Source organism: Butyricicoccus pullicaecorum DSM 23266 (assembly GCF_900167005.1).
GTDB lineage: Bacteria > Bacillota > Clostridia > Oscillospirales > Butyricicoccaceae > Butyricicoccus > Butyricicoccus pullicaecorum.
In genome coordinates this window covers 1-15,874 of sequence record NZ_FUXW01000016.1, presented here as the reverse complement: position 1 = coordinate 15,874, position 15,874 = coordinate 1, and the positions used below count along the sequence as shown (strand labels likewise).

Genomic DNA, 15,874 nt, shown 5'->3' with positions numbered 1-15,874 from the left:
GTCCAATTCAGGAGGGACGTATATGCATAACGACTGTATCGATGAAAATTTGACCGACAAGCAGCGCGAGCGTTTTCGTACCTGCTGGGTTCTGCTGGCGGATCAGTCACACAAAAATGCGCACATGTTCACGCTGCGCCCCTATCTTTACGAGCAGTTCTTTGCCCCCGAAGCACAGCGCGATGCTGTGCCGATGATTCTGGACGTGCTGCACATGATGACGGGGCATCTGCCCGTACTGATCCACTTCCACTGTGTCCGCTCCGATCATCCCGACGCGCCCGTGCTTGCCGACTGTGCCGAGGCCTTCGGTCAGGTCGTGCGCGACAGCGCCAGCCCCTCGTTCCTGCTCCATCCCGGCTCGCAGCTCCCGCTCGATCTGCTCGCCGCCATGCTCTTTGACCCCGACAGTGCCTTCCATGTCATCTGTTACGTTCCGCAGCGCTTCCTGATGGAAAAGCTCGCGGCAATGCCCTATGGCGGCTGTCTGTGGTATCTGTCCCACGGTCTGGGTCGTCTGCGGCTGGATTACCTGTCCGGCCGTCCGATGCTGGAGATCGTGACCGACGGCGATGTAACCGCTGAGTTCCTCATGGGACGCATTACGCCTATGGTCTGGCGGCATGGTCTGCGTCTGGTGCTGCGAAAAGTGTAAACCGGTCAAAAAAAATTGCGCCGTCTGCGAGACGGCGCTTTTTTCATACAGTTTGAGTTTTTGCCGCGTATCAGGTGAAGAGCGAAAATACACCCGAAGATGCAACCGCCATAATCAGACCGGCTGCGACAACACCGGCAGCGATGGAGAAAAACGCACGGATGGGCGGCATTTTGAGCAGCGCTGCGATGGCTGCACCCGACCAGGCACCGGTGCCCGGCAGCGGGATAGCGACAAACAGGAACAGACCCCATTTTGCGTACTTTGTAATCTGTCCCTTCTTGCTGTTGAGCTTATTGGTGTACCAAGTTGCCGGTTTTTTAAACAGCGGCTGTCTGGCCAGCCAATCGAGCAGACGCTCGGCAAAGAGCAGCAAAAACGGGATGGGCAGCAGGTTGCCCAGAATACAGATGGGCAGTACCTCGGTCCAAGGCATACCGGCAGCAATGCCGATCGGCACCGCACCGCGCAGCTCGATGAGCGGCAGCATGGACACAAGGAACAGGGCGGTCTCTTTTCCCGCCGCGCCCAACCATGTGAATAAACTTTCCAAACTTCAAACCCTCTCTTTATCCAAACATATTATCTATTTTAGATGGTATCAGAACGCCGGATGAAATGCAACGCAATTTTGTAAAAACTCTCTGAATTCTATCATTTGTTCCCCGGTTGACTTTGCTCTCTGTAACCTGTATGATGGGAACAGATGCAAATACGCTATATTCGGAGGACTCTGCCATCATGTCTTGCTTTGATTTTGTCGTGACCGATCTGGACGGTACACTATTCTACGATCGGGAAAATATCTGTGACCGTGACCGCGATGCACTGCATCGTCTGAAAGCCCAGGGCATTCGCTGCGCCATCGCGACCGGCCGCGAACTGGATGCCGTTGTCCCGGCGCTCGACCGTCTGAATCTCTGGGATGACTTTACCCATATTATTCACTCGGGCGGTGCCGGTGTATACACGATCGCCACCCGCGAAAACCAGATGACCGGTATGTTATCCATCCAGATCCTGTGCGAGATTTTCGACCGTTATGTAGATCTTGGTCTGTCCTTCGTCCTGCCGATGGACGGCAAGCTGTACGTCTCGCGCCGCACGGCGCTGCTGGAAAACGAAGCGCGTCTGCTGTGCTATCCGCTCGTCGAAGTTCCCGACCTCAAGACCATCATCTATAAACCCATGAATAAGATCGTGCTCAATGCGCCGCTTGAGGACATCGACCGCGCCCTGCCCATCCTGACCGCGGATACCGACCCGCGCTATCAGTGGCATCGTAGCCATGATAATTATATCGACTGCTACGCACGGGGTATCAGTAAGGGCACGGCATTGACCGCGCTGTGTGAGACGCTGGGCATCGACCCTGCGCGGACATTGGCAATCGGAGATAACGAAAACGATATTCAGCTGTTGGATGCGGCGGGTACGTCGGCTTGTCCGGCAGATGGTACGGATACCGCCAAAGCGCACGCTGATTATGTGTGCTGTCCGGCACACGAGGGCGCGTTCGCGGATATGTGTGAACATTATATCTTTGAGAGAGAGTAAATCGACGCTCGACTCTTTCGTCCCGCCCGCAGGCGAAATGAAGCTTTCGCTCAAGCCTTTCTCGAAAGGCTTGCGGAGTCTTGAGGCAGAGCCTCAAGTCGCGTCCCGCAGGACGCGAAATCCCCTCTTGAAACCCGGTGTCCGGCCCGGGTTTCAATTCAAACATCAAAAAAATCGCTCGCCGCAGCGAGCGAAATTCTCTGAAAAGACCACCCTTTTGGGTGGTCTTTTCCATGAGCGCACTTTGTGCGCGAAGTATTGCGCGTCTGCGGACGCGCTTTTTTGTTCTTTTTGGTTGATTTTCGCAAAAGCGAAAATCAAAAGGGAGTTTCGCGCTCTGCGGAGCGCGACTCAGGGCTCTGCCCTGAGAACCCGCGGCCTTTTGAAAAAGGCCGGCGAAAACTTCATTGTTTGGTGCGGTGCTATTCTTCTGTATAGATCCCATCCTGCGGCTGACTGACATCGACTGCAATATCCTCTTCCGCCACAGTCTCTTCGCTCACGCCCAGAACCTGTTCGGGATCAATCGCTTCGCCGTTCGCATATAATTCCAAATGCAGGTGACTTTCTTGTCCGGACTCTGCATAGCCGATTGTTCCCACCGTACCGATCACATCACCCGCACGCACGCGATCGCCTGCGCTGACCTTCAAATCCTCGGCCAGACACTGATACACGGCCTGTTTGCCGTCGGTCAGGTTGATGACAACCGTACCGCCATACTGTGCGTCGACCTCAGCACGCTCGACCGTGCCGTCTGACACAGCATACACACGCATACCCGACTGGGCGGCATAATCGGTTCCGGTGTGTACCCGCCAGTCGCCCATGGTCTCATCCTTGACCAGCGTATCGCCTGAGAACGCCTTGAGCACCTCACCGTCTACCGGTCTGACCCAGATGGGTGCAGGCTGTTCGGCTGCGGTCTCCTCCTTGGGCTGCTCGGCCTCGGGCACCGGCTCGGGTTCGGGCTCTGGCTCAGGCTGTACCACTGGTTCGGTCGGCTCGGCGGGTATATCCACGTCGGGCACTGCGACCGGGGTCTGCACGGCGGTATCGCTGCTCGACGGCAGATAAACCGTCTGGTCGGTCTGGTCGCTCTCCCCTGCCGAAAAGAACAGGACATAACTGGAAACCGCGATGACAACCAGACAGATGGATAAAATGACATAGAAACTGCGGTCGGACTTGTTCGCCTGACCGGTATATCCCTGCTTGCGCATACTCTGAACACCTCCGGGGATAGTATCGGCTGGGCTGCGCTGGTTTATACCGGATTTTCGCGAAGAAATCGACCGGTTATTCTGTCGAAATCGTGGTCAAAGTCGTACCCGGATAGTAATGTGCCAGAATTTCGTCGTAGGTCTGTCCCTGCTCGGCGCTGTACTTTGCACCCCACTGACTCAGACCCACGCCGTGACCGTAACCGGTGGTCGTAAAAGTCAGGGTATTTCCGTCGATCTTGACCGTAAAATTGGTGGAATTGAGCCCCAGCAGTGTACGCATGACCGTTCCCTTGACCTCCACACCGCCGAACTTCATGCGCACAATGCCGCCCGCCTCGCTGCGCTCGGAAGCCTTGAACCAGCCCGACGGGTCGCCCGACAGGTCGGCTGAGGGCAGGGTCTTGGCCGCGCGTTCGCGAATCTCATCTGCGGTCAGCACGACCGCATCGTAATACTTGGGGCAGGCCTCGCCGCCCGGACTATCTACCGACTGCAAGTAGGGAATGTCACTGCCCCACACGTCGACCGCGCGCTCGGTCTTCTCACCCGCTGCCGAACTGAACACCGCGACAATCGGCTCGCCCTCGTAGGTCAGCACCTGACCGGCTGTATCCTCGACCGCCTGTCGGATGACGTCCTGGGCTGTATCCGCCTGCTCGCCCCAGCGCGCTGCGGCTTCGGTCTTGAGGTCGACGAAGGCGGCACAGTGCGCCGGGTCGTCGCACACGTCGGCTTCTTCATGCTGTGCCGGTCTGCCGGTCTTTTGTTTATAGAGTGCGTAAGTACGGGCAGCGACCGCCTGGGCGCGGATGGCTTCGGTTGGAAAATCGGGCGAAATCTCGCCCGCGACCACGCTTACCACATAATCTTCCAGTTTCATCGTCCGTGCTTCCCCGTCCACCAGGACGGTGATTTCTCCATTTGCAACAATCGACTCGTCGGTTACCGTTTGTTCGCCCTCTGCTGGTGGGCTCTCGGTGATTTCTGCATCCGCTGCAACGCTCTCTTGCGGGATCGACAAGGGCTCTTCCTGCTCTAAAAGTCCGCAAAACACCGGAAGTATATAGATCACAGCCGTGAGAAGTAGTCCAATCACCAGCACTTTCCTCATTTTTTCCGCCCTCCTGACTTCACGATTTTTAACTTTAACACATTGACAACTTTGCAGGATAATAGTAATATTGATTCATATAGTTTTTCTAAGAAAAGGGGATTTTGCCATGGTCAACCAGATGAAAAATATGGACCCTGAAACGATCCATACGATCTGTGAACAGCTGCGTCCGCTGCATCAGGTCAAAAAGGATACCTTCTCAAAGTACAATGTCAAGCGCGGCCTGCGAAACGCGGACGGCACAGGCGTTATGGCCGGTATCACCCGTCTTGGTAACGTTCATGGCTACCTGCTCAACGAAGGTGAGCGCGAACCCATCGAGGGCAAGCTGACCTATCGCGGCATCGATCTGTACGACCTGCTCTACGCCTTCGAGCACGAGAACCGCTTCGGCTTTGGCGAGGTCGGCTACCTGCTGCTGTCCGGCAGTCTGCCCACCCGCGAGCAGCTCAGCCGCTTCACGGCAATGATCGGCGAGGCGCGTGCCCTGCCCGACAACTTCACCGAGGACATGATCATGCGTGCGCCCAGCCCGGATATCATGAACAAGCTGGCAAGCGCAACCCTCGCGCTCTACTCCTACGACCCCACCCCGGACGATATCTCGACCGAGAACATCCTCCGTCAGGGCATCGGTCTGATGGCCAAGTTCCCGGTTATCATCTCCCACGCCTATCAGGCACGCCGCCGCTACTTTGAGGGCAAGTCGCTGTTCCTGCACGAGCCCGACCCCAAGCTGTCCACGGCCGAAAACATCCTGCGCCTCATCCGTCCGGACGGCTCGTTCACCGACGACGAAGCCAAGCTGCTCGACCGCTGCCTGATTATTCACGCAGAGCACGGCGGCGGTAACAACTCGGCATTTACCGCGCACGTGGTCTCGTCCTCGGGCACCGATACATACTCGGCGATTGCCGCTGCGGTCGGCTCACTCAAGGGTCCCCGTCACGGCGGTGCAAACCTCAAGGTCGTCCAGATGTTCGACGACATCAAGGCGCACGTCACGGACTGGAGCGATCAGGACGCGGTCTATCAGTACCTGCTGCGCATCCTCGCCGGTGAAGCCGGTGACCACAGCGGTCTGATTTACGGTATGGGTCACGCCATCTACACCCTGAGCGACCCCCGTGCGGTCTCGCTCAAGGCGGCTGCACGCCCGCTGGCCGAGAAAAAGGGTTATCTCGACGAGTTCAACCTCATCGAGACCGTCGAGCGCCTGACTCCGGCTGCCTTTGCCGAGTCCCGCGGCATGGATTCCAAGGTCATGTGCGCAAACGTCGACCTATATTCCGGTCTGGTTTACAAAATGCTGGGCATCCCGCAGGAAATGTTTACTCCGCTGTTCGCAACCGCTCGTATCGTGGGCTGGATTGCGCACCGCATGGAGGAAGTCGCATTCGGCGGACGTATCATCCGTCCGGCATACAAGGCGGTGTCCAAGTCCGCGCCCTACATCCCCATCGACGAACGGGGATAATCCCATTATACGCACGACCCGCGCAAACATGCGGGGTCTGTGTCGCCGCGTTACTATCGCAAAAAAAAATTCGCCCGGAACGCACGCACGTTCCGGGCTTTTTCTCGCTCCTTTTGCATATTTTAGATTGACAAAATCAAAATGTTAGTTTATGCTAACATTAAGATAGATTATCAATGACGGTCCCGTCATTTGGAAAGGAGCTTTGTATGCAAACCTTCGTCGGATTACTCATTCCCTTCCTCGGCACCACGCTGGGTGCTGCCTGCGTTTTCTTCCTGCGCGATGCCTTTCCCGTCAAACTGCAAAAAGGCCTGCTGGGCTTCGCCTCGGGCGTTATGGTAGCCGCCTCCATCTGGTCGCTGCTCATCCCTGCGATGGAGCAGTCTGAAGATATGGGCAAGCTGGCCTTCATCCCCGCTGCCGTCGGCTTTCTGGCCGGTATCGCTTTCCTGCTGCTCATCGACCACCTGATTCCCCATCTGCATCTGGAAAGCTCGGTCGCAGAAGGCCCCGCCTGCCAGCTGCGCAAGTCCACCATGCTCGTGCTCGCCGTGACCATCCACAATATTCCCGAGGGTATGGCCGTCGGTGTGGTCTTTGCCGGTCTGATGGCGCAGAATACCACCCTGACCCTCGCCGGTGCGTTCGCGCTGTCCATCGGCATTGCCATCCAGAACTTTCCCGAGGGCGCGATTATCTCGCTTCCCCTGCGCAGCGCCGGTGAAATGAGCCGTTCCCGCGCATTTGTCTATGGCACGCTGTCGGGTGTTGTAGAGCCGATTGCGGCGGCAATCACCATCGCACTGTCGTCGGTTATGACCCCGATTTTGCCCTATTTCCTGTCTTTTGCGGCGGGCGCGATGATTTATGTCGTGGTTGAGGAGCTGATTCCTGAGGCTTCAGAGGGTGAGCATAGTAATATCAGTACGATTGGTTTTGCGGTTGGATTTGTGCTGATGATGATTTTGGATGTCGCCCTCGGCTAACCACCGCACCCCTATTGAAGTTTGGATCAAACCTTTTCAAAGGTTTGCAGGTTCTCAGGGCAGCGCCCTGAGTCGCTCGCCGCAGCGAGCGAAACTCCCCTCTTGATTCCGGTCTTTCGACCGGAATCAACTAAAAAAAGAATAAAAAAGCGCGACCCGCAGGTCGCGCAATCTCTGAAAAGACCGTCCCTTCGGACGGTCTTTTCCTTTTGTTTGTTTTGGTTGAAACCCGGGTCGGACACCGGGTTTCAAAAAGGGGATTCCGGACTCTGCGGAGTCCGGCTCAGGACTCTGCCCTGAGAACCCGCAAGCCTTTCGAGAAAGGCTTGAGCGAAAGCTTTATTTCGCCTGCGGGCGGGATTGGTTCAACCCTTAGTCCTGAAACGCCGGATCGAAGCGCTTACGCACCTCAATATAAGCCAAAATCGCCTCTACAGTGCCCTCAAATCCCAGCTTTTTACTATTAAGCGAAAGGTCGTAGTTCCGTGCGTCCTTCCACTCCTTACCGGTATAGTACTTATAATACCGTGCACGGTAATCGTCGGTCTTGGCAATCAGCTTTTCTACTTCGCGCTCGGGCAGGCTATTGACCTTCATTGCCTCCTGCAAGCAGAAATCAGCCGGTGCGTGGACAAACACGCTGATAACACCCGGTGTGTCGCGCAGAACGTGATCGGCACAGCGGCCAATCAGCACGCACGAGCCCTCGTCTGCCAGCTTACGAATGATCTTTGCCTGATAGTTGAACAGATTATCGTCCTTGGTAAAGCCCGCACTCTCGGGCGAGAGCAACTTATTGCCCTGATAACCGCCGCCAAGCAGAGCGCGCAGGCTGTGCAGCTTTTTCTCATCCTGGAACAGTACGGCATTGATACCGCTGTCCTCTGCGGCCATCTCGATGATCTCGCGGTCATAGTACGGAATGCCCAGACGCTTCGCCAGCATCTTACCGACCGTGCGGCCGCCGCTGCCATACTGACGCGCAATGGTGATGATCGTTTTTTCCATAGAGATAACGCCCCCTTTGGTTTATCCTACCCTTTATTGTAACAGGGTCAAAGCCTCGGTGCAAGGCGGATTACTCGCCCAGGTATGCCTTCTTGATGGATTCATCGTTGAGCAGGTCGCGTGCGTTGCCTTCCTTGACGATCTTACCGGTCTCAAGGACATAAGCGCGGTTTGCAATGGACAGCGCCTTCTTTGCGTTCTGCTCGACCAGCAAAACGGTAACGCCCTGCTTGTTGATCTCCTCGATGATCTTGAAGATCTCGCTGACAAACAGCGGGGACAGACCCATGGACGGCTCGTCCATGAGGATGATCTTGGGATGTGCCATGAGCGCACGGCCCATTGCAAGCATCTGCTGTTCGCCGCCCGACAGGGTACCAGCCAGCTGGCGGGTACGCTCCTTGAGGCGCGGGAAACGGGTATAAACCATTTCCAGCGTGTCTGCGATCTCCTTCTTGTCCTTGCGGGTGTACGCACCCATCTTGAGGTTCTCGTAAACCGACAGACCGGCGAACACGCGGCGGCCTTCGGGTACGTGGGACATGCCCAGGCTGACGATCTGGTGACCCGGGGTCTTGATGATCTCCTTGCCCTCGAACTTGACCGAGCCAGACTTCGCCGGCAGCATGCCGCTGACCGTGTGCAGGGTGGTGGTCTTGCCCGCGCCGTTGGCGCCGATCAGGGCGACGATCTCACCCTGATTGACCTCAAACGACACGTCCTTGAGCGCGTGGATCATGCCGTAATATACGTTTAAATTTTCTACCGTAAGCATTGCCATGCGTAAAAGCCCTCCTTTAGTCGCCCAGATAGGCCTTGATGACCGCCGGGTCGTTGAGTACCTCTTTGGGCGTACCCTCGGCGAGCAGCTTGCCGAAGTTCAGGACGTACAGATACTCACAGATACCCTGAACCAGCTTCATATCGTGTTCGATCAGCAGGATGGTCACGCCGTACTTTTCACGTACCAGACGGATGGTGTCCATCAGCTCACCGGTCTCGTTGGGGTTCATGCCCGCTGCCGGCTCGTCGAGCAGCAGCAGCTTGGGATCGGTCGCCAGTGCGCGTGCGATCTCCAGCTTGCGCTGTTTGCCGTACGGCAGGTTTGCCGCCAGGTTGCCCGCCTCGCGGTCGAGGTCGAACACCTTCAAAATCTCCAGTGCGCGGCGGTCCATCTCCTGCTCCTTCTTGCGGTAGCTGCCCAGGTGCAGCATGCTCTCGATCAGGCTGTATCCAACCTGATTGTGCAGGCCGACCTTGACGTTATCCAGCACGGTCAGCTTGGGGAACAGACGGATGTTCTGGAAGGTACGGGCAACGCCCATCTTGCAGATCTCGTGCGGCTTCTTGCCGACGAGGTTCTGACCGTCCAGGCGGATACCGCCGTCGGTCGGACGGTACACGCCGGTCAGCATGTTGAACGCCGTGGTCTTGCCCGCGCCGTTCGGGCCGATCAGACCGACCAGTCCGCCCTTTTCAATCTTCATGGACAGCTCGTCAACAGCACGCAGGCCGCCGAACGAGATGCCCAGCTTGGTTACTTCGAGCATTGCCATATCAGAGCCCCTCCTTACTTACCTGCTTTGCTGCGCGGCGTGCCGCACGCTTTTCCATCAGACGTTCCTTCACACCCGAGTTGTTGAAGATCATCATGACAATCAGCAGGATTGCGTAAATGAGCATACGGTAGTCGTTGACCGCACGCAGCAGCTCGGGCAGAACGGTCAGCAGGGCTGCCGCGATGATCGAACCCCAGATATTGCCCAGGCCGCCCAGAACGACAAAGACCAGAATGAGGATCGAGGTGTTAAAGTCGAACTTTGCCGCGGTGACGGTCGAGAAGTTCATGGCGTACAGCGTACCTGCCATACCGGCAAATGCTGCCGAGATGACGAAGGCCAGCAGCTTATAGCGGGTGACCGAGATACCGATGCTCTCGGCTGCGATCTTGTTGTCGCGTACCGACATGATGGCACGGCCGGTGCGGCTATGTACCAGATTGAGGATGATAAAAAGCGTGATGAGGATGAGCACAAAGCCCGCGGTGAACGAGGAAATCTTGGTGACACCGCTGACACCCATGGGGCCGTTGATAATCATCTTACCGCCCTCAGCCAGCTCAAACTTCTGCTCGATGAGGCTAAAGTGCAGGCCGCTGCTGTCGCGGCCGATGTACAGAACACCAACAATATTCTTGATAATCTCACCGAATGCCAAAGTAACGATGGCGAGGTAGTCGCCCTTGAGGCGCAGAACCGGCACGCCGACGATGACACCCGCGATGGCAGCGCAGACAGCACCGATGACCATAGCGATCGCCAGACGCAGCGGTGCTGCGGGAATGGTCTCAGCCAGGCTGGTCGTGGCAACAATGCCCGCGAACGCGCCGACCGACATAAAGCCCGCGTGGCCGAGCGACAGCTCACCCAGAATACCGACGGTCAGGTTGAGCGAGACTGCCATGACGATATAGGCACAGATCGGTACCAGCTGACCCTTGAGCGACGACGAGATGTTGCCGGTCATGATCATGATTTGAACAACAATGAAGGCGACAATGACGATACCAAACGAGATCAGGGTATCGCGCTTGCCTGCCAGCAGATTTTTGGACTGTTTCATCTGGCTCACCTCACACTTTCTCACTCACGCGCTTGCCCAGCAGGCCGTCAGGCTTGACGAGCAGGACGACGATCAGGACGGCGAAGACCACAGCGTCCGACAGCTGGGTGGAGATATACGCCTTGGCGAAGATCTCGATGATGCCCAGCAGGATGCCGCCGATCATTGCGCCCGGGATGGAGCCGATACCGCCGAAAACGGCTGCGGTGAATGCCTTGATGCCGGGCATGGAGCCGGTGGTCGGCATGAGCATCGGGTAAGCCGAGCACAGCAGAACGCCTGCAATCGCAGCTAGGCCAGAGCCGATGGCGAAGGTCAGCGAGATGGTGGAGTTTACGCTGATGCCCATGAGCTGGGCTGCGCCCTTGTCCTCGGACACCGCACGCATAGCGGTACCGAGCTTGGTCTTGGTGGTAAACAGGGTCAGAGCGACCATGATGACGACACAAGCCAGAACGGTGACGATGGTGACACCGGTGATGGTCAGCTGATCGTTAAAGAGCTTGATCGACCAGTCACCGACAACCGACGAGAAGGTCTTGGAGCTCGAACCCCAGATGAGCAGTGCTGCATTCTGGAGGAAGTACGACACACCGATTGCAGTAATCAGGACGGCCAGCGCGGGCGCCTGACGCAGCGGTTTGTAGGCCAGACGCTCGATGACGATGCCCAGAACCGTACAGACCACGATGGCCAGCAGGACGGATACGAGCGGCGACAGGCCGAGATAACTCGTCGTACAGAAGGATATGTATGCGCCTACCATGATGACGTCGCCGTGCGCGAAGTTCAGCATCTTTGCGATGCCGTAAACCATCGTGTACCCCAGCGCGATGATTGCGTAGACGCTGCCCAAACTGATACCGCTGATCAGATAGGATAAGAAAGTCATGCGATACACCTCATTCTTTCTCTAGTGGATGGCCGATGATGCAGGGCGGAGGTTCGAGCGTGCGAGCCGTCGCCCCGCACCATAGGCGGAACAAAAAAGCGCAGGGGAGCGCCGGGCGCTGATGCTGCCGGCTGCCTCCCCTGCGGATTTCGTACATTCTTACTTTCTGGCTTTACATACCGACATAAGCGCCGTTTTGGATGACCATGCCCTTGGGGCTCTTGGAGACCGCACCGGTCGAATCCCAGGTCACGCCCTCACCGGTCAGACCGTCAAAGGTCAGAGTCGGGAAGGTCTGAATCATCAGGTCGCACAGCTCCTCAGCCGACATGTCAGGCGTTGCGCCCGATGCCTCGATGGCTGCCTTGTATGCGTAGACGCAGTCGTATGCGTCTGCTGCGAACTGGTTCGGTACATCGCCGAACTGTTCCTTGTACTTGGTAACGAAAGACTGGGTCTTCTCATCCTCTGCGTCCGCGTTAAACGGAGTCAGCAGCATAACGCCCTCTGCCAGAGAGGTATCGAAGCCCTCGAGCGTCAGGATACCGTCCATGCCGTCTACGCCGAAGAACTTGGGCGCATAACCCATGCTCTTAGCCTGCTGCAGGATGAGAGATGCGGGCTGGTAGTAGATCGGCAGGAACAGCAGGTCTGCACCAGCTGCCTTAGCCTCGCCCAGCTGTACCGAGAAGTCGGTTGCGCTGGAGGAAGTGAAGGTGGTGGTCGAAACGATGTTCAGGCCCTTGGTCTCAGCCTCTGCCTTGAACTTCTCGTAGATACCCGAGGAGTAAACATCGTCGTTCTTGTAGATCACTGCGATCTTGGTGCCCAGCTGGTTGTCGGCGATGTACTCTGCCGATGCAGTACCCTGGTTGGGGTCTGCGAAGCACATCTGGAACACATTGTCCTTGCCCTCGGTGACCGCGGTCGAAGATGCCGACGGGGTCAGAGCAAAGATACGGTCTGCAAAGTTCTCGGTTGCGGTCGCCTCAGCCGGCTTACTGGTAACCGAGCTCAGGGACAGCTGTACGCCCCAGTCCTTGAGTGCGTTGTATGCGGAAACGGCCTTTTCAGGATCGTTCTCATCGTCTTCCATCTTGAGCTCGAACTGTACGCCGCCCTCTGCGTTGATCTCGTCAACTGCCAGCTGTGCGCCGTTCTTAACTGCGTTGCCGTAAATTGCAGCGTCGCCGGTCAGCGGGCCGGTGCCGCCAATCTTGAATGCTGCCGCAGTGCTCTCGCCGGAGTCGCCATTGGTTGCCTCATTCGTGTCTGCACCGCCGCCGCAGCCAGCCAGCATGCCAGCACACATCGCAGCCGCGAGGAACAGACTCAGTGCCTTTTTCATCATAGTATCCTCCCTCATTAGGTGATGCGTTCAGCCGTCCCCAGCAGAAATACATCTGTCCTTATGGAACAACTTTCTTGTATTATACACCTGTTTTCTATAAATGTATAATGTTTTTTCTCCTTTTTTATACTTTCGTCGCTTTCACAGTTTTACCCACTAAAATATTAGCACTTTTCGTCAATCTGACATTGAAACAGAACGCACTCTTTCGGGCAATTTTTAATTTACCGCAATTTTTTTGGTTGTTTCTGCTCTACTCAAAAATATTTTCTGTTTCATCGCTCAACAGGCACAACAGGCCGATTTTTTTGCGCCGCGCCCGCAAAAATGTATCTCTTCCCGCTCGTAGACAGCCGCCTCGCCTGACCGCCGTCCGTGTACACTGCGTCCATCCGTGGACACCATCCATATTTCCAGCATTTTTCGCGCCTTCCGTTTTTTGTCAATCCCGCCTCGTTCCGCCGTTTACATATTTGCTGTCTCCGTGCAAATACTACCATCACAATCTTTGTAAAGAACATTCCGATTCTGGGAGGAGATCCAAATATGAAAGCAACCGGCATTGTACGCCGTATTGATGACCTCGGCCGCGTGGTCATCCCCAAGGAGATCCGACGGACCATGCGCATCCGCGAGGGCGATCCGTCACAGACCACATTGACATGGTGGGAGGCCTTCTGCTTCGGTATGCTTGATCTGTCGAAACGGCAGGGTTGGTGATACATATCCGATGATTTGCTGTAAAATCGTCGTGTATCGCGTCGAAAAGTGATGATTCTGTATCTTTGCATGATGCTGGAACAACAGGAAAAGAGGCTGACCTTCGGGCCAGTCTCTTTTGTATTATTCACAGATCGCTGCCTGCACAAATTCCTCGAGTGCTGCGAGCGGGATGCGATACTCCCGGCCTACTTTGAGTGCAGCCAGCTCCCCGCTTTGAATCATACGCCGCACCTGCACCCGGCTGGTCTGGAGCAGCACGGCAACCTCTTTTACAGTCAGCAAACGATTCATTCCTTCTTCCTCCTATCTCATTCCAAAAAGATTCATTTTATAGCATACAGTAATGTCCTGATAACACGATTTACGATCCTGAAAACTGGTGTTCTCAGCGCACACTATCTGCATTCACCTTATACCACTGTTACCCATTTGAATTTATAATTCGTTGCGATTTCCGCAAAATTCCAGTGTGATTGCACGATTATTTTATTTTCTGGTATGGAATCACAACCTCACCTTCCGAAATCATCCGAAGCAAGGACACCGGTCCGGGAATCTGCTGAGCACAGAAATTCTTCCACAATGGGATGGGACTGAACCCCAGCTTGTGCACCTTTCTGAGCAAATCTTCTACCAAAAAGCCTTCTGATCGCATTTCCTCCAATACCTGATCGACCGACTGCTTGCGCTGCATTCTATGGGCAAGTTCCAGCATTATTTGCTTGGTCCCATCTTCGTATTTTGAACCCACAATCCGCTTCTCAATCTCCTCGATCTGGCAGAACTGAACATCAGCAAAGCACTGCTCGAAGTGCTTGCAGATACGTTTTTCACTTTTCTGCATCAAGTGCCATAACAATTCACTCGGGTTATCGGTACCCAGCTTCTTTTCCAATCCACGTAATACAGAACGCTGATACTGTACCTCAAATCGCAGCACACCCTCGGGTAAATCCTCATAATCGACCCGCAAACCTTGTTCGGTTGCCTGGTAAGTCTTGTCATAAATGACGAGGCTATGGGTACCACATTGAAACTTGATGTAGTGCTTGTTGTACTTGTTCGCCTTTTTCTTGTCCTTTTCTTTGCGGGACACGCGCTTGTACTTTGGAGGCGTGGGCAGTTTTCGCAATACACGGACAACCTCGCGAAATATCTTCTTATGATCACAGCGGATATTGACGCACAGATCCACCCGACTAAGGTAATAGTCATCCAGTTGGTCATTAAAGGCTGATTGCTCTAAAAGTGCATGAAACGCCGCTTGCAGCTCTGTGATGCTAGATTTTACAGGTGGAAAAATGCCAATGTAGGATGCATTCGGATCGATGACCTTACGTGGATTGACTACCATGCGTACATAATAACCGCGGCTGTCCTCTTGATCGTGTGCGTGCTCCAATGTGATACGCAGACCATACTTCTCATACTGTGATACCCGATGTACACCTTTCGACTCTTGATAAATACAAATCTTGGGAGAAATCTTATTCTGATCATACAGCTTCTCTTTGCAGTAATTCCATTCACTCTTTGTCAGCTTTCTGGATATTTCAAATGTATGGATGGAGAATCCATCTGCTTCTAACATAAAACGTGCTTTCTTTGTCACAATCTTACTCATTTCAAACAGTCCTTTTTTTCTAAAATATTGTTTATTGAACTGTCTGATCTGTGTGTAAAAAAATACCCCCTTATTTCTGTGCTATAACATAGCAATAAGAAGGTATATGAGGATTTTTATGTACTTTTATGTGCAGATTTGTTTGAAATACAATAGGGATGTGCTGTGTGATTGTTCCCCTGTAAAACAGACTGGTTTTGTGGGCAATTCTCCATGATATAAATATTTATTGGACTTGAAATCAGCGCTGCAAAAAGGGCCGACCAAACGGTCAGCCCTTTACGCGAACGTTATTTATTTGACGTTTTCACAGTAATTCATCAGCATCTGTGCAATCTCAGCACGAGTTGCCGTGCCTTGCGGGTTGAGCGTACCATCCGCATTTCCGCTGATTACACCCTGCGCATACGCCCAGATCATTGCCTGCTGCGCATAATCAGATGTCAATGCAGCGTCCGAGAAGGTATTCAGCATAGATGAATCACCCATCACCGGGCTGCCGCTATAACGCCACAGAACCGTTACCAGCTGCTCACGCGTTAGCGCATCGTTCGGACCAAAACTGCCCGCACCGTAGCCGCTCATATAGCCCTGCCAAACAGCCCAGTTAACTGCTTCGGCATACCAAGCATCAGG

Annotated in this window: 16 protein-coding genes and 1 pseudogene; 5 read left to right on the top strand and 12 right to left on the bottom strand. The window is 54.9% G+C overall.

Features of this window, described 5'->3' with window-relative positions; all coding sequences use genetic code 11:
• The first annotated feature begins 22 nt into the window (after positions 1-22).
• A complete protein-coding gene (locus B5D52_RS14000) occupies positions 23-655 on the top strand; it encodes a hypothetical protein (RefSeq protein WP_016148566.1) in 633 nt (210 codons plus the stop codon).
• Positions 656-725: 70 nt separating this feature from the next.
• On the opposite strand, the gene B5D52_RS13995 is transcribed toward B5D52_RS14000, so the two are convergent.
• Positions 726-1,208, bottom strand: a complete 483-nt coding sequence (locus tag B5D52_RS13995) for a COG2426 family protein (RefSeq protein ID WP_016148567.1) — start codon at positions 1,206-1,208, stop codon at positions 726-728.
• Between the two features lie 188 nt (positions 1,209-1,396).
• On the opposite strand from B5D52_RS13995, the gene B5D52_RS13990 reads away from it, so the two are divergent.
• Complete coding sequence (locus tag B5D52_RS13990; RefSeq protein WP_016148568.1) at positions 1,397-2,212, top strand: Cof-type HAD-IIB family hydrolase; 816 nt, start codon at positions 1,397-1,399, stop codon at positions 2,210-2,212.
• Positions 2,213-2,634: 422 nt separating this feature from the next.
• Here the strand turns inward: B5D52_RS13990 and B5D52_RS13985 are convergent, their stop codons facing one another.
• Both B5D52_RS13985 and spoIID read right to left on the bottom strand, forming a co-directional pair.
• A complete protein-coding gene (locus tag B5D52_RS13985; RefSeq protein ID WP_016148569.1) occupies positions 2,635-3,435 on the bottom strand; it encodes a M23 family metallopeptidase in 801 nt (266 codons plus the stop codon).
• 76 nt (positions 3,436-3,511) lie between these two features.
• On the bottom strand, positions 3,512-4,549 hold the full coding sequence (gene spoIID / locus B5D52_RS13980; protein ID WP_016148570.1) for a stage II sporulation protein D: 1,038 nt from the start codon (positions 4,547-4,549) through the stop codon (positions 3,512-3,514).
• A gap of 109 nt (positions 4,550-4,658) precedes the next feature.
• Here spoIID and B5D52_RS13975 point away from each other — a divergent pair, with 109 nt between their 5' ends.
• Positions 4,659-6,029, top strand: a complete 1,371-nt coding sequence (locus B5D52_RS13975; RefSeq protein ID WP_016148571.1) for a citrate/2-methylcitrate synthase — start codon at positions 4,659-4,661, stop codon at positions 6,027-6,029.
• 209 nt (positions 6,030-6,238) lie between these two features.
• Positions 6,239-7,018 (top strand): ZIP family metal transporter, encoded by a 780-nt coding sequence (locus B5D52_RS13970; RefSeq protein WP_016148572.1) that lies wholly within the window; start codon positions 6,239-6,241, stop codon positions 7,016-7,018.
• A 372-nt stretch (positions 7,019-7,390) separates the two neighbouring features.
• Here B5D52_RS13970 and B5D52_RS13965 read toward each other — a convergent pair whose 3' ends face one another.
• The 6 genes from B5D52_RS13965 to B5D52_RS13940 all read right to left on the bottom strand — a co-directional run bounded on the left by B5D52_RS13965 (position 7,391) and on the right by B5D52_RS13940 (position 12,888).
• The gene (locus B5D52_RS13965) at positions 7,391-8,026 is read right to left on the bottom strand and encodes a cytidylate kinase-like family protein (protein ID WP_016148573.1); all 636 of its coding nucleotides are present in this window, start codon (positions 8,024-8,026) and stop codon (positions 7,391-7,393) included.
• 70 nt (positions 8,027-8,096) lie between these two features.
• Positions 8,097-8,807: an ABC transporter ATP-binding protein gene (locus tag B5D52_RS13960; RefSeq protein ID WP_016148574.1), complete on the bottom strand. Its 711-nt coding sequence runs from the start codon at positions 8,805-8,807 to the stop codon at positions 8,097-8,099.
• Positions 8,808-8,823: 16 nt separating this feature from the next.
• Entirely contained in the window at positions 8,824-9,582 is a 759-nt protein-coding gene (locus B5D52_RS13955; protein ID WP_016148575.1) for an ABC transporter ATP-binding protein, read from the bottom strand.
• Between the two features lies 1 nt (position 9,583).
• Positions 9,584-10,648 (bottom strand): branched-chain amino acid ABC transporter permease, encoded by a 1,065-nt coding sequence (locus B5D52_RS13950; protein WP_016148576.1) that lies wholly within the window; start codon positions 10,646-10,648, stop codon positions 9,584-9,586.
• 10 nt (positions 10,649-10,658) lie between these two features.
• Positions 10,659-11,540, bottom strand: a complete 882-nt coding sequence (locus B5D52_RS13945; protein ID WP_016148577.1) for a branched-chain amino acid ABC transporter permease — start codon at positions 11,538-11,540, stop codon at positions 10,659-10,661.
• Between the two features lie 172 nt (positions 11,541-11,712).
• Entirely contained in the window at positions 11,713-12,888 is a 1,176-nt protein-coding gene (locus tag B5D52_RS13940; protein ID WP_040332883.1) for an ABC transporter substrate-binding protein, read from the bottom strand.
• 549 nt (positions 12,889-13,437) lie between these two features.
• Between B5D52_RS13940 and B5D52_RS16615 the strand changes: the two are divergent.
• A pseudogene (locus B5D52_RS16615) lies at positions 13,438-13,536 on the top strand (AbrB/MazE/SpoVT family DNA-binding domain-containing protein); the annotation flags it as partial.
• A gap of 198 nt (positions 13,537-13,734) precedes the next feature.
• On the opposite strand, the gene B5D52_RS13930 reads toward B5D52_RS16615, so the two are convergent.
• The 3 genes from B5D52_RS13930 to B5D52_RS13920 form a co-directional block, all read right to left on the bottom strand.
• Positions 13,735-13,905, bottom strand: coding sequence for a helix-turn-helix domain-containing protein (locus B5D52_RS13930; RefSeq protein WP_016148580.1), 171 nt, complete (start codon positions 13,903-13,905; stop codon positions 13,735-13,737).
• A 190-nt stretch (positions 13,906-14,095) separates the two neighbouring features.
• Complete coding sequence (locus B5D52_RS13925) at positions 14,096-15,238, bottom strand: hypothetical protein (RefSeq protein ID WP_016148581.1); 1,143 nt, start codon at positions 15,236-15,238, stop codon at positions 14,096-14,098.
• A gap of 294 nt (positions 15,239-15,532) precedes the next feature.
• On the bottom strand, positions 15,533-15,874 hold a 342-nt coding region (locus tag B5D52_RS13920), incomplete at its 5' end, for an S-layer homology domain-containing protein (RefSeq protein ID WP_143287353.1).